We start from the raw sequence: 23,458 nt of genomic DNA on the forward strand, positions 1-23,458 counted from the left end.
TGCGAGCGGGCGTCTCCGGACGCCCGCCTCCCCGGGCCCGCCCGTCCTGCACGTCCGGGCCGCGCCGCTCGTGTCCGGGCCCTCCGTCGGACGCCTGCACCGCGCCTCCTCGTCCCGACTGCTCGGTCGAGTGGTCCCAGATCGTCCTTCCCGGCGGGGTGGAGGCCGATCCGGGACCACTCGACGGGAGCGTCAGGGCGTCAGGGCTCGAGGTGTGCGTAGTCGGGCAGGTCGAGCGCGTCGGCCGGCGGGGTGGAGAAGCGTGCGCCGAGCCGACCCGCGACCCGGGTCGACGCGAGCCGCACCCCGGCGTGGAACACCACGACGCCCGCGCGGGACCTCGGGTTGGCGACCCGCGGCACCCCCGGCGGCAGCTGCTGCGCCTGCTCGACGTAGGGCCGCATCAGCCGCTCGTACCCGGCGAAGGCGTCGCGGTGGTGTCGGTGCGAGGCGAGCTCGCCGGCCAGCACGTACGCCCCGGCCAGCGACAGGCTCGTGCCCATGCCGCTCACCGGCGAGGCGCAGTACGCGGCGTCGCCGAGCAGAACGACCCGGCCCGACGACCAGCGCGGCGCCTGCACCTGCCCGATCGACTCGAAGTAGAGGTCGTCCGCGTGGTCGAAGCCGTCGAGCACGCGGCGGGCCTCCCACCCCGCGTCGTCGAAGATCTCGTGCAGTCGGGCCCGCTGCTCTGCGACGGTGCGGCGCTCGGCCCCGCCCCGCTCTCGGGCGCGGTCGGTGACGAACGACATCGCGGCGCGGATCGTGCCGTGTGGGTCGGGCCGCAGGGTGATCGAGCGACCCCCGGCGGCGTTGTACCAGCGCCACCAGTCGTCGTCTGCGGCCGTGCGCGGGATCGTCGCGTACGAGGTCTCGAGCCCCAGCGACCGGATCGTCGGCTCGTCGCCGAACACCAGGCGCCGCGTCGACGAGCCGATGCCGTCGGCGGCGACCACGAGGTCGAAGCGTTCGTCGGGAGCGTGCTCGAACGAGACGACGACACCCCGCGAGCCGGACACCGGAGGCGCGGTACCGGTCAGCGTGGAGGCCGCGGTCGTCGTCGGGTCGCCTCCGGTGGCGGCATCGGCTGCGGGGCCGGCGCCCTTCACCCCGGCCCCGACCCCGACCCCGTCGTCCTCGCGAATTCCGGTGATGCGGTCGCCGAAGCGGTACGTGGTGCCACGACCCCTGCCGTCGCTCGTGGTGCGCCCGACGAGGAGCCGCGCGAGGTCCCCCCGCAGGATCTCGAGTTCGGCGGTCGCGCCTCCGGAGTCCGAGGTGCCGGCCGGGAACTCGGCGACCGTGCGGCCCGTCGGCCCGACGAACCGGGTGCCGACCTCACCCGTGGTGGCGGCGCGGACGTCGTCCTCGAGGCCCATGCGGCGCACGACCTCGCGGCCCGCACCGCGGACGTCGACGTTCTGCCCGCCGGTCCGCAGCTCGGGGGCCCGTTCGACGATCGTCGTCTCGAAGCCGTAGCGGTCGAGCCAGTAGGCGAGGGCAGGCCCCGCGATGCTGGCACCCGAGACGAGGACGCGGGTGCGCGTGGTGGGGATGGTCACTAATTGCTCCCTGGATTGATTATCAACGATATTGGCAATCTACACGGCTATCGTTGAGTGGTGACCGACATCGACCCCCGCGACCGCCCCGATCGCGACGACCGCACCCGGGCCCGGCGTGACGGTCGCGAGCTGCCCGCCGACGACATCCGTGCCCGCGTGCAGCAGGTGGCCGTCCGGCAGCAGCGCTTCGAGCGGCACCTGGCCGAGCGTCTCGGCGTCGACCGGGCCGGGCTCGACGCCATGGACCACCTGATCACGACCGGCCCGGCGACCCCGAGCGAGCTGGCGCGCCGCGTCGAGGTGTCGACGGCCGCGATGACCCTCGTGTTGAACCGCCTCGAGTCGGCCGGTCACGTGCGGCGCGAGCGACACCCCTCCGACGGCCGCAAGCTGATCGTCACGGCCGAGCAAGCCTCGGCCGACCGGGCCTACGAGCAGGTGCTGCCGATGATCGACGGCATCGAGCACCTCGTCGACGGCATGGACGAGGCCGAGCGGGCGGTCGTGCAGGGCTTCCTCGACCGACTGATCGCCGTGTACGACGACGCGACGCCCTGAGGCCGCCCTGAGCTCGTCGACGAGACGTCACGACGTACCGAGGCGCGCGGCCGTGCGCTCAGTGCCCTGCGCCTCCTGACGCACCGTGATCCGCCAGCCACTCGTGGGCCGCCGCGACGAGTGCGTCCACGCCGTTCGTCAGGGTCGGCTCGACGACCGGCGCATAGAGGGGCGAGTGGTTCGACGGCAGCTGAGCCACGATCCGCGGCACGTCCGCGGCCGACGTCGCCTCGGCGAACGACGCGGGGTCGGCACCCCCGAGCAGCCAGAAGCTGCACGGCGCACCGGCCGCGGTGGCGAGGATGCCGACGTCCTCGCTGCCCGTCACCGGCCCGGGAGCGATGACCTGCTGCTCGCCGAAACGACGCACCAAGGAGGCGCGGGTGCGGTCCGCCGCGGACGGGTCGTTCACGACGGCCGGAAAGCTCTCGTAGTGCTCGACGGTGGGCGGCTGCGGTGCGCCGGCCGCCGCGGCCTCGCCCTCGGCGATTCGCGTGACGGCGGCGAGCGCCCGCTCTCGGACGTGCTCGTCGAACGACCGCATGCTGATCAGGATCTCGGCGGTGTCGGGGATCACGTTGTTCTTGGTGCCCGCGTGGATCGACCCGACGGTGACGACCAGCCGCTCGGCCGCCGACGTCTCACGCGACACGACGGTCTGCAACCGGAGGACGGTCGCGGCCGCCAGCACGATGGGGTCGACGGTCGTCTCGGGGCGCGACCCGTGCCCGCCGCGACCGTGGAACGTGATGCGGATGCCGTCCTGCGCGGCGAAGGCGGGGCCGGACTGCAGGGCGACGAGACCGGCCGGGAACGGCGCGACGTGCTGGCCGAGGACGACGTCGGGGGTGGGGACGCGGTCGAGCAGCCCGTCGGCGACGAGCGCGCGGGCGCCGGCACCGAGCTCTTCGGCGGGCTGGAAGAGCACCTCGAGGGTGCCCGACCAGGTGTCGCCGGTCGCCAGTCGGCGTGCGGCACCGACGAGGCAGGTCACGTGCACGTCGTGACCGCAGGCGTGCATCACCGGCACGTCGCGCCCGTCGGGGTCGGTGCCTCGGGCCGTGCTGGCGTAGTCCAGGCCGGTGGCCTCGGCGACGGGCAGTCCGTCCATGTCGGCGCGCAGCAGCACGGTCGGGCCGTCCCCGCGGCGCAACACGCCGACCACACCCGTGCCCCCGACGCCGGTGTGCACCTCGAAGCCGAGGGCGGTGAGCTCGGCCGCGACGATCGCGGCCGTCGCGTCCTCGTGGAACGACAACTCGGGGTGTCGGTGGAGATGCCGGTACAACTCGTCGAGCGGGGCGCCCACGGCGGGCGGCCGGACGTCGTCGGGGAGGGGGCGCGGCTGGTCGGTGCCGGTCGAGGTCATGAGGTGCTCCTCTGGTGGTGCGTGGGTGGTTCGTGGCGACGACGCTACCCACCACCCCCGTCACTCGCCACGTGCCACGTGCCCGCCGCCCTCTCGCCGCCCCTCGTGGCCGCCGACCCGGCCTACGCTCGAGGGGTGATCGAGACGACCGACGGCCTCATCCCGCTCGTCGACCGGTGGGTCGAGGGCTGGGCGCTCTCGCGTGGCGCCGCCCGTCACCGCGACGGCGACGCCTGGCGGGTCGACGTCGCCGCCGCGACCCGCGTCGTCGAACGGATCGTGGCCCACCCGACCCCGGACGAGCTCACCCGCCTCGTCGACGAGACGACCGCGCCCGACGTCTGGCTGTCGGTGATCGGCCCCCTCGACGACGTCGCCCGCGCGACCCTGGCCCGGCTCGACGCCGTGACGCATGCCGAGCGGATGATGACGAGCCAGGTGTCGGTGCGGCCGCTCCCCGCGGGCGTGATCGACGAGGACGACGGCGACGGCGACGGCCGGGTCGTGCACGTCCGGGTCGAGGTCGACGGCGTCGTCGCCGCCCGCGGCCAGGCGGCGGTCGTCGGCGACCACGTCGTCTTCGACCGCATCGCGACCGAGCCCGACTTCCGGAGGCGCGGGCTGGGCAGCCGCGTCATGGCCGGCCTCGAGCACGGGGCCGCCGCCCGAGGAGCGACGACGGGTCTGCTCTTCGCGAGCGTCGACGGTCGCCGCCTCTACGAGAGCCTCGGCTGGCGGGAGGTCGCCGAGCTGGGGACCTGGCGGGGTCGCGGCCTCCCGGGGTGACGACCCGCGCCTCCTCGTGGGTGGCCTCGTGGCCGCGGTACCGCGCGGGGCGGCCACCTGCCACGATGACCTCGTGACCGAGCGCGCACCCGATCCGACGGCCCGACCCGAGAAGCCGTCGAGCCGCGGCGCGGCCCGGGTGCGTGAGGTGCTGGCGGCGTTCTCGGTGCTCGGGGTCACGTCATTCGGCGGCCCGGTCGCGCACCTCGGGTACTTCCGGGCCGAGGCCGTGAGCAGACGACGCTGGCTCGGCGACACCGCGTACGGCGACCTCGTCGCGATCGCGCAGTTCCTGCCCGGCCCGGCGTCGAGCCAGGTCGGGTTCGGGCTCGGCCTGCTCCGGGCGGGGCCCGTCGGAGCGCTCGTCGCCTTCGTGGCGTTCACCCTGCCGTCGGCACTCGTCATGTTCGTCATCGCCACCGGCGTCGGCGTGTTCGAGGGTCCGGTGGGCTCGGCGATCGTCACGGGGCTGGGGATCGGCGCGGTCGCGATCGTCGCCCATGCCGTGATCGGCATGTCCCGCGCACTGGCACCGGACCCGACGAGAGCGAGCATCGCGGTGGCCGCGGCCGTCCTCGCGCTGACACTGACCGGCCCGGCCGGGCAGCTCTCGGCGATCGCGCTGGGGGCGCTGGCCGGGCTCGCCTTCTGTCGGCGGTCCGACCCGACGGCCGGAGCGGCGGTGCCCGCTGTCCATCCCGAGCCCCTCCGGTTCCCCGTCTCGCGGGCCGCGGGCGTCGTCTGCCTCGTGGCCTTCGCCTCCCTGTTGGTCGGCCTTCCCGCCGTCGCCGCTACGACCGGGTCGGGGACGATCGCGCTCGTCGACGTCTTCTACCGGGCAGGCGCCCTGGTCTTCGGCGGAGGGCACGTCGTCCTGCCGCTGTTGCACGCCGGCCTGGTCGAGCCGGGATTCGTCGACGACGACACCTTCTTGACGGGTTATGCCGCCGCCCAGGCCGTCCCCGGCCCGCTGTTCACCCTCGCGACCTACCTCGGCACCGTGGCCGACATCGGGCCGGGAGGCGCGCTCGGGGCCGCGCTCGCGACCGTCGCGATCTTCGCGCCCGGGTTCCTCCTGCTCGTCGGGGTGCTGCCGTTCTGGAACGCCCTGGGGAGCCGGGCACCGGTCCGGGCCCTGATGCGCGGGGCCAACGCGGCGGTCGTGGGCCTGCTGGTCGCCGCCCTCTACGACCCCGTCGTCACGACCGCGATCACCGGGGTGGCGCCGTTCTGCCTGGCGCTCGTCTGCTTCGTGCTGCTGGTCGTGTGGCGGACCCCGCCGTGGGCCGTCGTCGCGGTGGCGGCGGCCGGCGGGCTGCTGCTCGGGGCCCTGCCCGCCTGACCCCCGACCGGGCGGGACCCGGCGAGGCATCCTCGCGCCGCCCACACCCCGTGTTCTGCTGGAGGCATGCCGTTCGACCAGAGCCTCGTCCCGTGGATCATCGCCGCCGTTCTGCTCGTCGCCCTGATCGTCGTGGCCGTCGTGCTGCGGGCGCGGGCGAAGCGGGCCCTGGCCGCCGCGAAGGCGGCCGCCGACGAGCAGGCCCGGGCCGCCCGCGAGCAGCACGAGGCCCTCGCCGCGGCCCACGACGACGCCCTCGCTAAGGCCGCCGCCGACCACGCCCGCGAGCGCGACGCCCTGGGCGCCGAGCGTCAGGCCGCCCTCACCGAGGCGAAGCAGGCGCGCGACCTCGTGGCGTCCGGCCTCAAGTGGGAGGCCACCTCGCGCGACGACATCGCCGACACCTGCCGACAGCTGGGCGTGGACGCGGTGTTGCTGACCAACGTGGTCTTCGTTCCCGTGGCGACCGGCGCCTCCTCGCGGTTCGTCGCGCAGGTCGACCACGTCCTGCTCGCCGAGACCGGCGTGATGGTGATCGAGAACAAGGGCTGGAACGGCATCGTCTTCGACGGCCTGACCCCGAGCAGCGTGTTCCCGGCCTTCGCGGGCCTGTTCGACGAGAGCACGATGACGCCGCCGTTCGCGCTGCAGGTCGTCAAGGACTCGCCCACCGTGCTGACCGTGCGCACCCACCTCGGCCGCGAGGCCCCCGCGTCGCAGGTGCGGCGCCAGGCGCAGCGGCTGTCCGACCGGGTGCAGGCCGAGACCGGCGTCCGGCTCTGGTTCGACACCTGCGTCTTCTACTCGCACCGCGACGCGACGGTCTTCGCGACCGAGCGCGACGCCACCGACGGAGGCGCGGCCACGGCGATCGTGTCGCACCGGTCCCAGCTGGCGGGCGTCGTCCGCGAACTGACCTCGCGTCCGACGAAGAAGCTGTCCCGGGCACGGGTCGACGACCTCGCCCGGCTGTTCGCGTCGTACGGCGCCGACGTGCTGCGCTTCGGCGCCCACGCCCAGGAGGCGCGGGTCGCGTCGGTGCCGGAGGCCGCGGCCCCCGAGGCGGCGGCCCCGGCCCGCGAGCCGGAGGCCACGGCCACCACCGCCGCCGCCGCCGCCTCCTCCTCCTCCTCCTCCTCCGCCCAGGATGCCCAGGGGTCCGACCGGACCGAGTGAGACAGGCGTCGCCTGTGGACGACGCCTCGCCCCCAGGAGGCACGGTGCCGGTTCCGCCCACACCGCGCCTCCCCGGGTCCGCGGCCCGTCGGCGGCACCCTGTAGCGTCGTCGGGAGACGAGACAAGACGACACCTGTGGTCGACGGGCGATCCAGGGGCGAGGGGACCGGCATGGGACGCGTGACGGAGGGCGCCGACGCGATCGGGCGGGCACTCAACACGGCCCTGCGACGCGTGCCCGTCGAGAAGGTGCCGCTGTTCCGCCAGTCGTTCATCGCCCTGCTGATCGCGCTGGCCGCGGTGCTCAGCGCCACCCTGCCCTGGCTGATCGTCACCGACGCGGTCACGATGTGGCTCGGCGTGGCGGTCGCCGTCGCGGCCCTGGCGTTCGCCGCCACGATGGCCCGCCACACCCGGCTCCGGCGATGGGAGCTGCTGGTGCCCGCGGCCGACTTCGTCGCCGTGGGGCTGCTGCGCTACGGCACGGGTGACCAGCGATCGGTCTTCCTGCCGATCGTGCTGCTCGCGGTCGTCTGGGTCGCGTCCTGGCCCGGTCGGCGCAACGTCCTGCTGCCCCTGGTCGGAACGTGCGTCACCCTGCTGCTGCCGTACCTGTTCACCGCGGACGGTCGGGGCCCGAGCGAGTTGATCCGGCTGGCGTTCGCCCTGGTCGTCTACGCGACCGTCGCCGCGGCGGTCAACGAACTCGCCCGGCAGGCGAAGGCCCGACTCGAGCGGGCGCGGGCCCAGCAGCACGCCCTCGAGCGCGAGCTCAACCGGGCCGCCGTGGTGCAGCAGTCGCTGCTGCCGCCGGACGCCTCGACCCTGCCCGACGCCTTCGCGGTGTTCGGGGCCTGCGTGCCGGCCCGCGAGGTCGGCGGCGACTTCTTCGACTGGTACCCGACCTCGACCGGCATCGCCGTGACCGTCGGCGACGTCATGGGCAAGGGCGTCGGCGCGGGCATGATCGCGGCGGCGGTGCGCTCGGTCATCCGCAGCAGCGTCGACGACGGCGACCCGGCCGAGGCCTTCCACCGCGCCTCCGTGGGGTTGACGACGAGCGCGTACGACACCGAGACGCAGTTCACGACGTCGTTCCACGCGCGCATCGACGCCGACGGCGCGGTGCTCTGGGCCGACGCCGGGCACGGCCTGGCCTTCATCCGTCGAGCCTCGGGGGCCGTCGACCGCCTGAACTCGGCCGACCTGCCCATCGGCGTGGGCACCGGCTGGCACCGGCACCGCTCGCAGCTCGACGAGGGCGACGTGTTCGTCTGTGTCAGCGACGGCGTGCTCGACCTGTTCCCGGTCGAACTCGAGGCGCTGCACGACCTCGAGCGACTGCTCGCCGCGACGCCCGAGCCGGCGCGCATCGTCGAGGTCGTCGAGCGGCTCGCCCTCGAGCGCGACCGGAGCGACGACGTGACCGTGGTCGCGACGACGCTCGTGCCGACGTCGGTGCCGGCGCGTCCCTGAGCCTCGCGGCCTGGCATGCTGGCCCGATGACCCGCGCCCTGCTCATCGTCGACATCCAGCTGGACTACTTCCCCGGGGGCGCGTTCCCGCTCGTCGAGCCCGAGGCGGCCGCCGCTGCCGCCGGTGACGTGCTCGAAGCGTTCCGGGCGTCGGGTGAGCCCGTCGTCCACGTCTTCCACGTCTCGACCGGCGAGGGCGCGACGTTCTTCCGCCCCGGGACCGACGGCCTCGCGTTCCACCCGGCCGTCGAACCCCGCGACGGCGAGCTGGTCGTCGAGAAACACGTGCCGAACAGCTTCGTGGGCACAGGACTCGAGGCCAGCCTCCGCGAGCGCGACGTGACCGAACTCGTGATAGTCGGGATGATGAGCAGCATGTGCGTCGACTCGACCACGCGGGCCGCGCACGAGCTCGGTTTCGACTGCACCGTCGTCACCGACGCCTGCGCGGCCCCCGACCTCGTGCACGGCGGGAGGACCGTCGCCGGCCGCGACGTGCACGCCGCCTTCATGGCCGCCCTCGACGGCAGCTTCGCGACCGTCGTCACGAGCGAGGCGCTGCTCGCCGCCTGAGCGGCCTGGGTGACGCGGGACACCGCGTGACGCCCCTGGCCGCCCCGCCCGGCGTCGGGGCGCCGGGCGCCGAGCACCGGGCGCCAGACGCCGGACGCCGGACGCCGGACGCCGAGCGCCGTTCCGTGCCGCTCCGGGTCTTCCCGCCACGAAGTGAACACCCCGCCATCTTTTTGCGTGGCGGGGTGTTCACTTCGTGGCGGGGTGGCGGGGTGGCGGGCCGGCCGGACGGCGGGACGGCCGGCCAGCGGTGCCGGCGGGCCGGCAGCTCGGCGGCGGCGCCGGTGCCGACGCCTGCTACCCCCGACGCCTGCTCGCCACCAGCGCGACCACGAGCCCGGTGATGACGGTGGCGCCGACGGCGTTGGTGACGCGGGCCCGGCGGCGGTAGCGCTGGTGGGCCTGGTCGGTGGCCTCCATCGCGGCGATCGTGACGGTCTCGGCGACGTCGCGCACGGTCTTCTCGGCCCGGTCGGCGATCACCTCGGCGCGGTCGACCAGGTCGTGGGCCGACGACCCGGCCCGGTCGGTGACGTCGCGCACCACGGTCTCGGCCCGGCCCGCGAGGTCGTGCAGGGCACCGCGTGCCACGGGCGGCACGACGTCGGAGGTGTCGATGAGTTCACGGGCCCGTCGTGCGGCGCGGGTGACGAAGTCGTCGGGGTCGGTGGTGCTCATGCGGCTCTCTCCGTTCGCCCGTGCACGGGCGCCACGGGTCCCCGCCATCGTGCTCCCCTCCGGGTGATGAGGGTGCGCACGACCGGCACCGCCGGGCCGCAGGAGGCGCGGGTCGCGTCCCCGAGGACGTCCCCTCCCCCACGCACCACGCACCACGCCAGGATGTGAGCACAGCGCCAGCCCTTGTCCTGGCGTCGTGCCCACAACCTGGCGTCGTGCCCACATCCCGGTGTCGGCCGATCCGCAGCACCCGACCCCACCAGCCGCACGGCACCGCACCGCGTCGCCGTCGAGCGCGCAGACTGGCCTCTGACCCTCCGACGGAACGAGCCACTCCCCCATGACCACCACCGTCCTCCTCGCCGGCGCGACCGGCGACCTCGGCCAGCGCATCGCCCGCGAGCTGCTCCGCGACACCACGGACGACGTGCGCCTGCGCGTCCTGACCCGCCCCGGCAGCACCGGCGCGACCACGCTGTTCGGTGACGACGACCGGGTCGAGGTGACCCGCGCCTCCTACACGGACGTGCCCGCCCTGACCGACGCCGCCCGCGGCGCCGACGTCGTCGTGTCCGCCGTCAGCGGCACCCGCTCCGTGATCGTCGACGCGCAGCGCGCCCTCCTGAAGGCCGCCGTCGCGGCGGGCGTGCCCCGGTTCGTGCCCTCCGACTACTCGGCCGACTACCGCAGCATCCCGCCGGGCAGCAACCGCAACTTCGAGCTGCGTCGCGAGTTCGCGGCCGACGTCGACGCGGCCCCGATCCGGGCGACGTCGGTGCTGAACGGCATGTTCACCGACCTGCTGACCGGGGACGCACCCCTGGTCCTGTTCGACCGGAAGCGGGTGCTGTTCTGGTCGTCGGCCGACCAGGTGCTCGACTTCACGACCAAGGACGACGTCGCCCACGTCGTCGCCCGGGTCGCGCTCGACCCCGAGGCGCCGCGCGTCGTGGAGGTCGCCGGCGACCGGGTCACGGCCCGCCAGGTCGCCCGCACGATGAGCGAGCTCACCGGCACGTCCTTCAAGCCGCAGTGGGCCGGCACGACCGGGACCCTGTCGGCGATGGCGGCCGTCATGCGTCGCACGTCGAAGGGCGACGACACCTTCCCCGCCTGGCAGGGCATGCAGTACTTCGTCAACATGTTCAGCGGCGACGCGCAGCTGAGGCACGTCGACAACGATCGCTACGGTCCCGCACGCTGGACGACCGTCCGCGACGTCCTCGCGACACGGACCGGTGCCGCGCCGCGTTCTTCGGTGTCGACTCCCGCCTGACCAGGGGACGAGGAGGCGCGGGTCGCCGACCCGGGACGCCGCCCGAACCTGCCCGCCGCGCTTGCCTGCCCGCCCGCGCCTGCCCGCGCGAGCTTGCCCGCCCGCCCGCGCCTGCCTGCCCGCCCGCGCCTGCCCGCCCGAGCCTTCCCGCGACGAGAAAACGGTGGCCCTTCCCCCCGACGGGTAGGGCCACCGTTCATCGCCGAGTGGTGAGCAACGGCGGACCTCCACGGTAGGCAGCGACCGAGCCGGGCCACCATCCGCCGGACGCGGGGTCCCGGCCGATTCGCGCGAGGAGGTGTTCTGCCCGCCCCCGAGGGTCGGTAGGGTCGAAAGATGCTCGCGGAGGGTCCAGAAGTGTTCGCCGGACACCGCGTCGCCACGTGTCACGGCGTCGACGAGGCACGACGCGTCCTCGGCGAGGCCTTCCTCCCCGTCGAGTTCCCGACGGCGAGCCCCTCCGGCCACCTCGGGCTCGAACTGAACGCCGTGAGCACGGGCCGGTTGACGCTCGGCTACATGAGGTTCGACCGGGCCGTCCGCCTCCGGACGGCCGAGCCGGACAACTACCACGTCGACATCCCCACGGCGGGTCGGGCCGTCCTGCGCGCAGCCGGCGGGCGGCGGGTCGACGCGACACCCTGGTCCGGAGGCGTCTTCATGCCCGGCCGACCGGTCGACCTCGACTGCGGCGACGGCTTCGCGCAGATCGCCCTGATGATCCCCCGCGCCGAACTGCAGCGCGAGCTCGAGGACCTGCTCGAGTCGACGTCCGTCGCCCGGCTCGAATTCGACGCGGAGCTCGACCTGGCGACGGGCGGACAGGTCGTGCTGCAGGCGGTACGAGTCGTCGACGAGGCGTCCCGGCGAGAGGACGGCGTCCTCCAGCACCCGCTCGCCGTCCGCAACCTCGAACGATCGCTCGTCCACGCCCTGCTCCTCTCGCAGGGCCACAACCACTCCGAGGCGTTGCGGGCTCCCGTGCCGCAGTCGGGCGGCCGGGCGGTCGCCCGCGCGATCGAGCTGCTGCGCGCCGATCCGGGCCGCGACTGGAGCGTGGCCGACCTGGCGGCGACGACCGCCACGAGCGTCCGCAGCCTGCAGGAAGGCTTCCGCCGGGCCCTCGACACGACCCCGACGGCCTACCTCCGACGGCTGCGGCTCGAACGTGTGCGCACCGACCTGGTCGCCGCGGGACCCGGGGACTCGAGCGTCACCGACGTCTCGGCCCGCTGGGGGTTCACGCACCACGGTCGCTTCGCCGCGGCCTACGCGGAACGGTTCGGCGAGCGCCCCTCCGACACGCTCCGCGCCTCGTCCGGTCGCTGAGCGGGGACGAGGAGGCGCGGGTCGCCTCGATCGGGGAGCCCGCTACCGTGGGCGCATGAGCACCAAGGCCTGGGAAGACCGCGTCGCCGCCCTCTGGGCCGACGAGACCGTCGACGACGAGCAGCGCATCGAGCGCATGACGGCCCTCGCCGCCGACGCTCCGCACCCCGCGCTGGGCGAGTTCGAACTCGGGGGTGCGCACGACTCCGGGGGCCGTGAGGCCGAGGCCCACGTGCACTACGCCGCGGCGACCGTGGCCGGCCTCGACGCCGTCGACCCGACCCGGGCTGCGCAGATGGTCGTGCAGCACGCCTCGACGCTGCGCAACCTCGGCCGGGTCGACGAGGCCATCGCCATGCTGCGCGACGCTCCCGAGCACCCCGCCACCGGAGCCGCACCGAGGGTCTTCCTCGCGCTCGCCCTGCACAGCGCCGGCCGCTCCGACGAGGCCCTGCGGGTCGCGATCGAGGCCGTCGAGCCGACCCTCCCCCGCTACCACCGCTCGGTCCGCGCCTACGCGGCCGCGCTCACCGGGGACTGACCCGTCCACGGACCGGCCGAGGCACCGACCCGGCGCCGAGATGGCCACCGGCCCGTGCCGCCCGTAAGGTTGTCACGACATACGTTCGGCTGAGGGGACCACATGACCGACGCGAAGCTTCCGGCCGACCTCTTCGCCGACCTCGACCGCAGCAGCCCCATCCCGTTGTGGTTCCAGATGTCCACGCGGCTCGAGGCGGCGATCCTCGGGGGCCAGCTGCCGGCGGGCGCTCGACTCGAGAACGAGGTCGGACTCGGCGAACGTCTCGGCCTGTCGAGGCCCACCGTCCGGCGAGCCATCCAGGAGCTGGTCGACAAGGGGCTCGTCGTCCGGAGGCGCGGGATCGGCACCCAGGTCGTCCACGGACCCGTGACCCGCAACGTCGAGCTGACCAGCCTGTTCGAAGACCTGACCGACAGCGGCAAGGCCCCGACGACACGTCTGCTCGCCCATCAGGTCGTCGCGGCCGACGAGAAGACCGCCCTGGCTCTCGGCATCGAGGTCGGCGACCGGGTCAGCCACGTGCGGCGCCTCCGCTTGGCGGACGGTGTCCCCGTCGCGGTGCTCGAGAACTACCTGCCGCTCGACCTCGCCCCGTTCTCAGACGCCGACCTCGCCGCCCAGGGCCTGTACCAACTGCTCCGGGCCCTCGGCGTCACGATCCGGGTGGCGAAGCAGCGGATCGGGGCCCGGGCCGCCCACGCCGACGAGGCCCAGCTGCTCGAGATCGAGCCGCGCGGGGCCGTGCTGACCATGACCCGCACGGCCTACGACGCGTCGGGTCGGGCCGTCGAGGTCGGGCACCACTGCTACCGGCCCGACCTCTACTCGTTCTCGATCACCCTCGTCGACAAGTAGCCGCCGGGCACCGCGCGCCGCGCACCCGACGGCGGGCGTCATCGGTTGCGCGGTCCGGGACCCTGCCGCTCAGCCGGCCTGTGCCGCGGCCGAGGGCACCGTCAGTTCACCGGTCACGTACTGGGCCACCCCGAAGCCGAACGACCAGTCCTGCGGACCGTTCTCGACGTAGCCGATGAAGACGTCCTCGCCGGCCACGCCCACGGCCTCGAGGCCTGAGGCGATGCGGGCGTACAGAGCCTGTTTCGCGCCGTCGGTGCGTCCCCGCTGGGTGAAGATCTGGATCATCACGACTCCGCCGGAGCGTTCGAAGCCGAGCCCGGCGTCCTGGGCGATGATGCGACCAGCCGGCAGTTCGTTGATCACCTGGAAGCGGTCGCGAGGCGGGATGCCGTAGACGTCGACGATCGCGTCGTGGACGGCGTCGGCGATCGCCGTGATCTGATCGGGGCTGCGACCGGGCAGGAGGTCGATGCGGACGAGGGGCATGGGTTCTTCTTTCGTCGGGTGTGGTCGGGGATGGTGAGGTGCCGCAGGTGCCGCAGGTGCCGCAGGTGCCGCAGGGACCGCAGGGGCCGCAGGGGCCGGGCGGATCGGCGGCTCAGGCGCGCGCCGCGGCGTCGATGCGCGCCAGGATCTGCTCTCGTTGGTAGCGACTGACGCCGTCGACGGCTTCGTCCTCGGCGAAGACGCTCGAGACGGCGATCGTGTCGTCGCGATCGAAGAAGCCCAGCCCGTGCAGGCCGCCGAAGAAGCCGTCCCAGTCGACGTCACCGTCCCCGATCTTCAGGTGCTGGTGGACGCGGGCCGCGTTGCCGGGCGGATTGCTGATGTACCTCAGCCCGTGCGAGCGGCGGTGGTCGAACGTGTCGGCGATGTGGACGAGGCCGAGTGACTGCCCCGCGGCGGCCATGATCCCGGCCATGTCGCCGCCGTAGTGGAAGGTGTGGCACGCGACGTAGGCGAGACCGACCTGCTTCGTGTTGAGGCCGCGGATGACCCGGAGGGCCTCGAGTCCGTCCTCGACGAAGTCGTCCGGGTGCGGGTCGATGAACACGCGGATGCCCTCGCGTTCGAGGACGGGCAGCAACTCTTCCATCGACCAGTAGAACTGACGCTCGGATTCTTCGGACAGCTCGGGACGACCACTGAACTCGGTGTTGATCACCTCGACGCCGAGGCGGGCGGTGATCTCGATCACGCGCTTCCAGTGCTTGACGGCAGCCCGACGGGACTCCTCGTCGGGACCGGACCACCGCAGGACGGGCAGGACGGACGCGATCTCGACCCGCGCCTCCTTGCAGGCCGCCGCGAAGGCGTCGACGAGGTCGTCGTCGGCCTTCGGGTGCCGGAAGAACGGGATGAAGTCGCGGTGCGGGGTCAGCTGCAGGTGGTCGTACCCCAGTTCGGCGACCTTGGCGGGCAGTTCGAGCAACGAGTGGCTGTGGTGCAGCGGAGTGGGGTCGAGGGCGATCTTCACCATCGGTCACTCCCCCGGCGAGACGACGCCGGGCAGGTCGTAGAACGACGGCTTGGGCATCGCGTAGTCGACCTCGACGCGCCGACCGGTCTTCTGGGCCTCGACGCCGGCGGTGGCGACGACGCTCGCCAGGTAGCCGTCCCAGGCGCTCGGACCGTCGATGGTGCCGCGGTGCGCGGCGTCGACCCAGCGCTGCACCTGGGTGTCGTAGGCGGCGCCGAAGCGCTCCTTGAACGTCGGTGGCACGGCCACGGCCGACCGGGCGGCCGTGGTGAGCTGGAGCCCGGTCTCGCGCCCGATGGAGGCGACGCCGCTCTCGAAGACGGCGTCCGTGGTGACCTGGTAGCCGAACTGGATGTTGACGTTGATCTCGACGATCGCCATCGTGCCCGACTCGGTCTCGAGGATCACGAACTGCGGCTCTCGGAGCCCCTCGGGCGCGAGCGAGTTGCGGCGGGGCTTCTTGACCTCGACCGCGACGATCGGCTCACCGGCGATGAAGGGGACGGCGTCGATCTCGTGGATGACGGAGTCGAGGATGAGCATCTCTTCTGAGTAGCTCGGCGGGGTCGTGGCGTTGCGGTGGGCGCAGTGCAGCGCGAGCAGGGCGCCGTGCTCGCCGGACGCGACGAGGGCCCGGAGGTCTCGGTACCCCTGGTCGAAGCGACGCATGAAGCCGACCTGGATGTGCGGCCGGTCGAGCTTCTGCTCGGCCTCGAGCACGCGGAGCGAGGCGGCCTCGTCGGTGGTGAGGGGCTTCTCGCAGAGGATCGCCAGCCCGCGGTCGAGTGCGGGCAGGAGGACGGCCTCGTGGAGGAAGCCGGGGGTGGCGATGATGACGGCGTCGATCTCGGTGGCGGCGAGCGCCTCGTCGAAGTCGGCCGCGGTGATCGCGCCGGGGGCGGTCGCCGCCGCGGCGTCGGCACGAGCGGTGTCGGGGTCGACGACGGCGACGACGGTGGCCCCGCTGATGGTGGACGTGATGCGGGCGACGTGGTCGGCGCCCATCATGCCGGCACCGACGACGGCGACGCGGAGGTCGGGGGTTGTGGTGGTCACGGGTGTTCTCCTTCGGGGCGGGGGTGTCAGCGGCGGGACGTCAGACGAGACGGGAGCGAGGCGAGCAGCTCATGATGTGCTCACGCGTGCGGGTCGCGATCCCGAGGGGAAGGTCGATCGATTCGACCGGGAACATGTCCTGCTCGACGATGGCGAAGATCTCGGGATCGATGCGGCTGACCGCGTCGAGCACCGGGGCCAGCTCGGGCACGCCTCGGGGCGGCTCGACCATGACCCCCTGCGCGACCGCGTCCCCGAAGGGCACGTCGTTCTTGAGTACGGTGAACCGCAGGTCGGAGTCGACCTGCTTGAGGTGCAGGTAACCGATGCGGTCGGGGTACTCCTCGACGAGGCGCACGGAGTCACCGCCGTAGTAGGCGAAGTGCCCGGTGTCGAGGCACAGGTTCGTGTAGCGCACGTCGGTCTCGGCCAGGAACCGCTCGGTCTCTCGGTACGTACCGACGTGGCTGTCCGCGTGGGTGTGGAACTGCTGCCTGACGCCGAATTCTTCGAGGAGCGCCTTGCCGAGCTTGTCGTGGCCGGCGCCGAGCGCCGCCCACTGGTCGTCGGTGAGGGTGCGGGCCTCGAGTACCTCGCTCGTGGCGTCGCTGCGCCAGAGGTCGGGGATGACGACGAGGTGCTCGGCACCGAGCTCCGAGGCGAGGCCGGCGACGGCGAGCGCTTGGTCCCACGCGCGTCGCCACTGGTCGTCGCCCTTGTGGAACCCGGTGAAGACCGTCCCGGCGGAGAGCTTGAGGTCGCGCCGACCGAGCTCGTCCTCGAGCTGGTGGGGGTCGGTCGGCAGGTACCCGTAGGGGCCCAGTTCGATCCAGTGGTAGCCCGCCTGCTGGACCTCGTCGAGGAACCGCGGCCAGGGGATCTGACCGGGGTGCTCGGGGAACCAGACGCCCCACGAGTCGGGTGCGGTCCCGATGCGGAGCCCGTGCCCGCCCGGACCGGTGGGCGTGGCGTCGGGGTCGGTGACGGTGTCGGTCATGGCGGCGGTGCCTTTCGAGAGGGTGCGGGTGAGGTGTGGCGGTGTCAGCCGAGCAGCGGGCGTTGCGCGGCCCGCTGCTGGCGGTAGTCGGCCAGGGCGGCCGCGGTGCTGTCGAGGGTCGAGACCTGCGCGACCGGGACGTCCCACCAGCCCTCGCCGTCCGGGGCGTAGACGAGCGGATCGCTGTTCACGTGGATGAGCGTGCTGGTCGACGACGCCTTGGCCGCGGCGAGGGCTGCGGAGAGGTCGGCGACCGCGTTCGGCGTCGGTTCCACCTCGACGACGTCGAGCCCGTAGCTGCGGGCGTTCATCGCGAGGTCGACGGGCAGCACCTCGGTGCCCTGGAAGTCGAGGGAGTCGGGATCGAGCTTGCGGTAGAGCGTGCCGAAGCGTTCGGCCCCGACGGTCTCGGAGAGGTGGCCGATCGAGGCGTAGCCGTGGTTCTGGATGAGCACCACGATGATCTTGATGCCTTCGGCGACCGCGGTGACCAGTTCGGTGTGCAGCATGAGGTACGAGCCGTCACCGACCATGACGATGACGTCGCGGTCGGGTGCACCCCTCTTGACGCCGAGGCCACCGGCGATCTCGTAGCCCATGCACGAGAACGCGTACTCGACGTGGTACCCGAGCGGGTCGCGGACCCGCCACAGCTTGTGCAGGTCGCCCGGCAACGACCCGGCCGCCTGGACCACGACGTCGGTGGGGTCGCTGGCCGCCTGGACGGCGCCGATGATCTCGGGCTGGCCGGGCAGGGCCAGCCCGGACGGCTGGAAGGCCTCGTCGACGAGGACGTCCCACCTCGCCTTCTCGGTGGCCACGCGAGCGGAGTGCTCGTCGGGTACCCGATGCCCCGCGAGCGCCTCGGCGAGGGCGTCGAGCGTCTCGCGGGCGTCGGCGACGACGGGTAGCTGGGAGCCGTGCTTGTAGGCGTCGAACGACGTGACGTTGACGTTGACGAACCGCACGTCGGAGTCCTGGAAGGCCGTCCGGGAGGCGGTGGTGAAGTCGCTGTACCGCGTGCCGATGCCGATGACGAGGTCCGCCTCGGCGGCGATGCGGTTCGCGGCCGTCGTGCCGGTGGCACCGATGCCCCCGAGGTACTGCGGGTGGTCCCAGGCGAGGGACCCTCCGCCGGCCTGCGTCGTGCCGACGGGGATGCCGGTCGCCCGGGCGAAGGCGTCGAGCTGTTGCTCGGCGCCCGAGTAGAGGACTCCGCCGCCGGCGACGACGACGGGGCGCTTCGCGGCCTTGATCGCGGCGACGGCGCGTTCGAGCGGTCCCCGCTCGGGGACGGGGCGCCTGACGTGCCACTCGCGGGGTTGCAGGAACTCGTCGGGCACGTCCAACCACTCGGCCTGGACGTCCTCGGGCAGGGCGATCGTGACCGCGCCGGTCTCGGCCGGGTCGGTCAGCACGCGCATCGCGGCGAGCGCGACCGAGAAGAGCTGCTCGGGCCGGTCGATGCGGTCGAAGAACCGCGACAGCGGCCGGAACGCGTCGGTCACCTGCAAGGACGTGTCGTGGGGCAGCTCGATCTGCTGCAGCACCGGGTCGCTGACCCGGGTGGCGAAGGTGTCGCTCGGCAACAGCAGGGCCGGCAGCCGGTTCGTCGTCGCGAGCGCGGCCGCGGTGAGCATGTTGGCGGCACCGGGACCGACGGAGGCGGTGCTGGCGTAGGTCGCGCGCCTCCGGTGCATGCGGGCGTAGCCCACGGCCTGGTGGACCATCGCCTGTTCGTTGCGGGCCTGCAGGTACGGCATGAGCCCCGGACGGTCCACGTGGTACTGCTTGAGCGCCTGGCCGACCCCGGCCACGTTGCCGTGGCCGAAGATGCCGAACATGCCCGGGATCGTGCGCTCTCGCACGTCGCCGTCGACGGTCCACTGGTTGGCGAGGAACTCGACGAGTGCCTGGCCGACGGTGAGTCTCTTCGTCGTCATCGACGCGGTCCTTTCGAGGGAGCGGTGGGGAGGTAGGGCAGCCGGGGGTCGGGGGCCTGGGACTCCCAGCCGGCACGGACCCACCCGTGGGCGGGGTCGTCGGTGATCAGCCAGGCGCGCTCGGGGTCAGGCCCAGCCATGACGTTGAGGTAGTAGAGGTCGTAGCCCGGGGCGGCGACGGCGGGGCCGTGGTACCCGTGCGGGACGAGGGCGACGTCGCCCGTGCGGACCAGCTCGTTCACGTCGATCGGCCCCGCAGGTGAGCCGTACGTGGCGAACATGCCGAACGGGTCGGCCTGCTCGGGGGCATCGAGGCCGCGACCGACGGCGGATTCGAAGTAGTAGATCTCTTCGAGGCGGGACTCGGTGCCGGGAACGGCCTCGTCGTGCTTGTGCGGCGGGTAGGACGACCAGTTCTCGGCGGGGGTCACGACCTCGCAGACGATGAGCTTCTGAGCGTGCAGCCCGTCCGGGGTGCCGAAGTTGTGCACCTGACGGGTCGCCCGGCCGGCACCGCGGATCTCGACGGGGATGTCGTCGCGACGGAGCACCTGCACGTCGAGCACCTGGTCGGCCGGTGCCTCGGCGACCGCGACCCGACCGTGCCCGGTGACCACCGCCTCCGTCCGAACGCCCAGGTAGGCGACGTCGGCCGGCCCGTCGAAGACGGACGCCCGCCCGGCGAGCTCGACGGTGCCCGACCCACCTCGGTCGTCACTCCACTCGATCACGACGTCACCGGCCAACGGCACCACCATGCGCTCGACCCCGCCGGCGGCGAGGGTCGACGAGACGCCGTCTCGGAGCTCGCCGATGCGCAGGCCGGTGTGCTGCCAGCCGGCGAGGTCGCCGTCGACGACGGTCTGCCAGCCGTCGCGGGTCAGGTCGCCGCGGGGGAAGAACCAGCGGGGTTCGTCGTTCATGTCGTCCACCTCATCATCGAGCGGAGCGGCCCGGGGGCCGCGGGGTACTGCCTGGGGACAGATCGGGTGTGCCGTCAGTTCTGGGGGAAGCCCAGGTCGACGCCGCCGTGGCTGGGGTCGAGCCACCGGGACGTGATGGCCTTCTCGCGGGTGAAGAACTCGAAGCCCTGCAGGCCGTAGGCCTTGTCCGAACCGAAGATGCTGTCCTTGAAGCCGCCGAACGAGTAGTAGGCGACGGGCACCGGGATGGGCACGTTGATGCCGATCATCCCGACCTCGATCTCGGCCTGGAAACGCCGCGCCGCGCCTCCGTCGTTGGTGAAGATCGCCGTTCCGTTGCCGTAGGCACCGGCGTTGATGAGGGCGACGCCCTCGTCGTAGGACGCGACGCGCACGATCGACAGCACCGGCCCGAAGATCTCTTCGGTGTAGACGCGGCTCGTGAGCGGCACCTTGTCGATCAGGGTGGGCCCGAGCCAGAAGCCGTCGGCCTCGCCGTCGACCTCGATGCCCCGACCGTCGACGACGACGTCGGCTCCGTCGTCGAGGGCGATGTCGATGTAGCTCGCGACCTTGTCACGGTGCTGTTCGGTGACGAGGGGACCCATGTCGCAGCTGCGGCGACCGTCTCCGACGGTGAGGCCGGCCATGCGCGAGGTGATCTTCTCGATCAGCTCGTCGGCCACGGGTTCGACCGCGACCACCACGCTGATGGCCATGCAGCGCTCACCGGCCGAGCCGAACCCGGCGTTGATCGCACTGTCGGCGACGAGGTCGAGGTCGGCGTCGGGTAGGACGAGCATGTGGTTCTTGGCTCCGCCGAGGGCCTGGACGCGCTTGCCGTGCTTGGCGGCGGTCTCGTAGATGTACTGGGCGATGGGCGTCGACCCGACGAACGAGATGCTCTTGACGTCGGGGTGTTCGAGCAGACCGTCGACGGCCTCCTTGTCGCCGTGGAGGACGTTGAAGACGCCCTCGGGCAGGCCGGCCTCGGCGAAGAGGCGGGCGAGGAAGATGGCGCTCGACGGGTCTTTCTCGGACGGCTTCAGGACGACGGTGTTGCCGACGGCGATGGCGATCGGGAAGAACCACATCGGCACCATGGCCGGGAAGTTGAAGGGGCTGATGATGCCGACCACGCCGAGCGGCGCCTTGGTCGAGTAGACGTCGACCCCGGTGGACACCTGCTGCGAGAACTCGCCCTTGATCAGGTGGGGGAACCCGGTCGCCAGCTCGACGACCTCGAGGCCGCGGGTGATCTCGCCGAGGGCGTCGCTCAACACCTTGCCGTGCTCGCTCGTGAGGATCTCGGCGAGCTCGCCCTTGCGCTCGTTGAGCAGCTCACGGAAACGGAACATGATCTGCTGGCGCTTCGTGATCGAGAGGTCGCGCCAGGCGGGGAACGCGCGGTGGGCCGAGGCGACGGCGGCCTCGATCTCGGAGGCGTCGGCGAGCGAGACGTCCTTCGTCGCGACGCCGAGGGCCGGGTCGTAGACGGGCGCGGTGCGGCCGCTCGTGCCGGGCACCTCGACATTGTCGATCCAGTGCGCGACCAGGGGGCGATCGGTGGCGGTGGTGCCGGTGTGCGTGCTGGTGGTGCTGGTCATCGTTCTGCCGATCCGTTCGTGGTCGAGGGTGGGTGGACGAGCCCGGCCGCGTGGTCCACGGCTGCGGCGACGTCGTCGTCGCTCGGGTAGAGCAGGGTGCGCCCGACGACGAGCCCACGGACGCCCGGGAGCGCGAGGGCCGCGGCCCAGCGGGCGTAGGTGTCGGCCGGGTCGACGGCGGGGTCACCGCCCAGCAGCAGGGTGGGCAGGGTCGTCGCCGCCATGACGCGTTCCATGTCGTCGACGACGGGCAGCTTGAGCCAGCTGTAGGCGGAGGATTCGCCCAGGCCCGACGCGATGGCGACCGACTTGATGACGGCGTCGGCCGTCAGGTCGTTCGTCACCCGTCCGTCGACCCACGAACTCATGAAGGGCTCGAGCATGATCGGGAGGCGCAGCCTGGCCGACTCGGTCACCGCGCGTGCGGTCGCGGCCAGCGTGGAGGCCGTGCCGGGGTCGTCGAGGGCGACGCGCACGAGCAGCTTGGCGAAGTCGAACCGGGAGTCGGCGATCGACGCGGCCGAGTACGCGGTGAACCGGTCGTCCAGCTCGAACGTGGCGCCCTGGAGACCACCGCGGTTCATGCTGCCGACGACGACCTTGCCGTCGAGCGCGCCGAGCAGGGCGAGGTCCTCGAGGATGTCGGGCGTCCCGAGCACCCCGTCGACGCCGGGTCGGCCGAGGGCGACGACCAGGCGACGGAGGAGGTCGTACCGGTCGGCCATGGCGCTCGAGTCGCCTCGGACGCCGAGGGCACCCCGGGCGGGGTGATCCGCCGCGACGATGAAGAGGCGTCCGTCCGCACCCAGCGGTGCGGGTCGCGTCCGGGCGGCGAGGATCTCGGCCACCCGGTGCGGCTCGGCGGCCCGGAGGGTTCGGAGGCGCTCGAAGTCGAGGACCGGGGCGGTGCGATCAGACATGGTGCGCCTCCTGGAGGACGGCCTCGACCTCGGCGGTGGTGGGCATGGCGGTGGAGCACTCGAACCGGGTGGCGACGATGCCGCCGGCCGCGTTGGCGAAACGCAGGGTGCGATCGAGCGACCACCCCTCGATCAGGCCGTGGCAGAGGGCACCACCGAACCCGTCGCCCGACCCCAGGCCGTTGATGACCTGGACGAGGTGCGCCGGCACCTCGATCCGCTCGTCACGCGTCTTGGCGAGGACGCCCTTGGGGCCCTGCTTGACGACGGCGAGTTCGACGCCCCGGTCGAGGAGGGCGTCGGCCGCCCGCTCGGGCTCGGTCTCGCCGACGGCGATCTCGCACTCTTCGCGGTTGCCGACGGCGACGGTGACGTGCTCGAGAGCGCGCCCGACCTCTCGGGTGGCGACCTCCGGGCTCTTCCAGAACATGGGTCGGTAGTCCAGGTCGAGGATGGTCAGGGGCCGACGACCCCTGGCCTGCCAGGCCACGTGATGCGCCTGTCTGCTCGGTTCTTCGCTGAGGCCGGTGACCGTGGCCCAGAAGACCGTGGCCTTCTCGACGGCGGCGAGGTCGAGCGAGCCCGCGGTGATCATGAGGTCGGGTGCCTTCGGCTGCCGGTAGAAGTACAGCGGGAAGTCGTCGGGCGGGAAGATCTCGCAGAACGTGACGGGGGTGTTGAGCCCGTCGACGGTCGAGACGAGCCGGGTCGAGACGCCGAGCCGCTCGAGCTCTCGGACGATGTAGCGACCGAAGGGATCGTCGCCGGTGCGGGTGACCACCGCGGACCGCCGGCCGTGACGGGCGGCGGCGATGGCGACGTTGGTCGCGCTGCCGCCGACGGATTTGCTGAAGGTCTCGACCTCTTCGAGCGGGACGCCGGACTGCTGCGGGTAGATGTCGACGCCCACGCGGCCCATGGTGAGGACGTCGTACGGAGCGGTGTCGTTGTCGGTGTGGTCGGTCATGACGTGGTCGTCCTCTCGGGAGCGTGGCGTGCGGT

The 23,458-nt window shown here is 72.8% G+C and carries 22 protein-coding genes; 10 read left to right on the forward strand and 12 right to left on the reverse strand.

The annotated features are described in order from the left end of the window. Nucleotides 1-200: 200 nt before the first annotated feature. On the reverse strand, nucleotides 201-1,562 hold the full coding sequence (locus OVA02_RS01515) for an FAD-dependent monooxygenase (RefSeq protein ID WP_267659081.1): 1,362 nt from the start codon (nucleotides 1,560-1,562) through the stop codon (nucleotides 201-203). A 60-nt stretch (nucleotides 1,563-1,622) separates the two neighbouring features. Here OVA02_RS01515 and OVA02_RS01520 point away from each other — a divergent pair, with 60 nt between their 5' ends. Then, nucleotides 1,623-2,123 (forward strand): MarR family winged helix-turn-helix transcriptional regulator, encoded by a 501-nt coding sequence (locus OVA02_RS01520; RefSeq protein WP_233568428.1) that lies wholly within the window; start codon nucleotides 1,623-1,625, stop codon nucleotides 2,121-2,123. A 58-nt stretch (nucleotides 2,124-2,181) separates the two neighbouring features. Here the strand turns inward: OVA02_RS01520 and OVA02_RS01525 are convergent, their stop codons facing one another. After that, entirely contained in the window at nucleotides 2,182-3,492 is a 1,311-nt protein-coding gene (locus OVA02_RS01525) for an amidohydrolase (protein WP_159829014.1), read from the reverse strand. Between the two features lie 135 nt (nucleotides 3,493-3,627). On the opposite strand from OVA02_RS01525, the gene OVA02_RS01530 reads away from it, so the two are divergent. From OVA02_RS01530 to OVA02_RS01550, 5 genes are all read left to right on the forward strand, one after another. Then, nucleotides 3,628-4,278: a GNAT family N-acetyltransferase gene (locus OVA02_RS01530; protein WP_267659082.1), complete on the forward strand. Its 651-nt coding sequence runs from the start codon at nucleotides 3,628-3,630 to the stop codon at nucleotides 4,276-4,278. A gap of 73 nt (nucleotides 4,279-4,351) precedes the next feature. Beyond that, nucleotides 4,352-5,620 (forward strand): chromate efflux transporter, encoded by a 1,269-nt coding sequence (gene chrA / locus OVA02_RS01535; protein ID WP_324289762.1) that lies wholly within the window; start codon nucleotides 4,352-4,354, stop codon nucleotides 5,618-5,620. Between the two features lie 66 nt (nucleotides 5,621-5,686). After that, nucleotides 5,687-6,796 carry a nuclease-related domain-containing protein gene (locus tag OVA02_RS01540; protein WP_267659083.1) on the forward strand — a complete coding sequence of 370 codons (1,110 nt, stop codon included), beginning with the start codon at nucleotides 5,687-5,689 and terminating at the stop codon, nucleotides 6,794-6,796. 172 nt (nucleotides 6,797-6,968) lie between these two features. Beyond that, complete coding sequence (locus tag OVA02_RS01545; RefSeq protein ID WP_267659084.1) at nucleotides 6,969-8,273, forward strand: PP2C family protein-serine/threonine phosphatase; 1,305 nt, start codon at nucleotides 6,969-6,971, stop codon at nucleotides 8,271-8,273. Between the two features lie 26 nt (nucleotides 8,274-8,299). Continuing rightward, a complete protein-coding gene (locus OVA02_RS01550; RefSeq protein ID WP_267659085.1) occupies nucleotides 8,300-8,845 on the forward strand; it encodes a cysteine hydrolase family protein in 546 nt (181 codons plus the stop codon). 297 nt (nucleotides 8,846-9,142) lie between these two features. Here the strand turns inward: OVA02_RS01550 and OVA02_RS01555 are convergent, their stop codons facing one another. Then, the gene (locus tag OVA02_RS01555; RefSeq protein ID WP_043597691.1) at nucleotides 9,143-9,523 is read right to left on the reverse strand and encodes a hypothetical protein; all 381 of its coding nucleotides are present in this window, start codon (nucleotides 9,521-9,523) and stop codon (nucleotides 9,143-9,145) included. A gap of 340 nt (nucleotides 9,524-9,863) precedes the next feature. Between OVA02_RS01555 and OVA02_RS01560 the strand changes: the two genes are divergently transcribed. The 4 genes from OVA02_RS01560 to OVA02_RS01575 all read left to right on the forward strand — a co-directional run bounded on the left by OVA02_RS01560 (nucleotide 9,864) and on the right by OVA02_RS01575 (nucleotide 13,527). Continuing rightward, complete coding sequence (locus OVA02_RS01560) at nucleotides 9,864-10,799, forward strand: NmrA family NAD(P)-binding protein (protein WP_267659086.1); 936 nt, start codon at nucleotides 9,864-9,866, stop codon at nucleotides 10,797-10,799. 357 nt (nucleotides 10,800-11,156) lie between these two features. Next, entirely contained in the window at nucleotides 11,157-12,128 is a 972-nt protein-coding gene (locus OVA02_RS01565) for an AraC family transcriptional regulator (protein ID WP_267659087.1), read from the forward strand. Between the two features lie 55 nt (nucleotides 12,129-12,183). Further along, nucleotides 12,184-12,669, forward strand: a complete 486-nt coding sequence (locus OVA02_RS01570; RefSeq protein ID WP_267659088.1) for a tetratricopeptide repeat protein — start codon at nucleotides 12,184-12,186, stop codon at nucleotides 12,667-12,669. A 102-nt stretch (nucleotides 12,670-12,771) separates the two neighbouring features. Next, nucleotides 12,772-13,527 carry a GntR family transcriptional regulator gene (locus tag OVA02_RS01575; protein ID WP_267659089.1) on the forward strand — a complete coding sequence of 252 codons (756 nt, stop codon included), beginning with the start codon at nucleotides 12,772-12,774 and terminating at the stop codon, nucleotides 13,525-13,527. A 69-nt stretch (nucleotides 13,528-13,596) separates the two neighbouring features. On the opposite strand, the gene OVA02_RS01580 is transcribed toward OVA02_RS01575, so the two are convergent. The 9 genes from OVA02_RS01580 to iolC form a co-directional block, all read right to left on the reverse strand. Next, nucleotides 13,597-14,016 carry a tautomerase family protein gene (locus OVA02_RS01580; RefSeq protein ID WP_267659090.1) on the reverse strand — a complete coding sequence of 140 codons (420 nt, stop codon included), beginning with the start codon at nucleotides 14,014-14,016 and terminating at the stop codon, nucleotides 13,597-13,599. 112 nt (nucleotides 14,017-14,128) lie between these two features. Further along, the gene (locus OVA02_RS01585) at nucleotides 14,129-15,007 is read right to left on the reverse strand and encodes a sugar phosphate isomerase/epimerase family protein (protein WP_267659667.1); all 879 of its coding nucleotides are present in this window, start codon (nucleotides 15,005-15,007) and stop codon (nucleotides 14,129-14,131) included. A gap of 6 nt (nucleotides 15,008-15,013) precedes the next feature. Beyond that, nucleotides 15,014-16,066: a Gfo/Idh/MocA family protein gene (locus OVA02_RS01590; protein WP_255416435.1), complete on the reverse strand. Its 1,053-nt coding sequence runs from the start codon at nucleotides 16,064-16,066 to the stop codon at nucleotides 15,014-15,016. Between the two features lie 40 nt (nucleotides 16,067-16,106). Further along, nucleotides 16,107-17,063, reverse strand: a complete 957-nt coding sequence (locus tag OVA02_RS01595; protein WP_267659091.1) for a sugar phosphate isomerase/epimerase family protein — start codon at nucleotides 17,061-17,063, stop codon at nucleotides 16,107-16,109. A gap of 44 nt (nucleotides 17,064-17,107) precedes the next feature. After that, nucleotides 17,108-19,006, reverse strand: coding sequence for a 3D-(3,5/4)-trihydroxycyclohexane-1,2-dione acylhydrolase (decyclizing) (gene iolD, locus OVA02_RS01600; RefSeq protein WP_267659092.1), 1,899 nt, complete (start codon nucleotides 19,004-19,006; stop codon nucleotides 17,108-17,110). Continuing rightward, nucleotides 19,003-19,929, reverse strand: a complete 927-nt coding sequence (gene iolB, locus OVA02_RS01605) for a 5-deoxy-glucuronate isomerase (RefSeq protein WP_192125211.1) — start codon at nucleotides 19,927-19,929, stop codon at nucleotides 19,003-19,005. The genes iolD and iolB overlap by 4 nt, the downstream gene beginning before the upstream one ends. Nucleotides 19,930-20,003: 74 nt before the next feature. Then, nucleotides 20,004-21,536 (reverse strand): CoA-acylating methylmalonate-semialdehyde dehydrogenase, encoded by a 1,533-nt coding sequence (locus OVA02_RS01610; RefSeq protein WP_267659093.1) that lies wholly within the window; start codon nucleotides 21,534-21,536, stop codon nucleotides 20,004-20,006. Next, entirely contained in the window at nucleotides 21,533-22,456 is a 924-nt protein-coding gene (locus OVA02_RS01615) for a Cgl0159 family (beta/alpha)8-fold protein (protein WP_123571059.1), read from the reverse strand. The genes OVA02_RS01610 and OVA02_RS01615 overlap by 4 nt, the downstream gene beginning before the upstream one ends. Further along, nucleotides 22,449-23,423: a 5-dehydro-2-deoxygluconokinase gene (iolC, locus tag OVA02_RS01620; RefSeq protein WP_123571060.1), complete on the reverse strand. Its 975-nt coding sequence runs from the start codon at nucleotides 23,421-23,423 to the stop codon at nucleotides 22,449-22,451. Before iolC ends, OVA02_RS01615 begins: the two co-directional genes overlap by 8 nt. Nucleotides 23,424-23,458: the final 35 nt, after the last annotated feature.

It is taken from the genome of Frigoribacterium sp. SL97 (assembly GCF_026625765.1).
GTDB lineage: Bacteria > Actinomycetota > Actinomycetes > Actinomycetales > Microbacteriaceae > Frigoribacterium.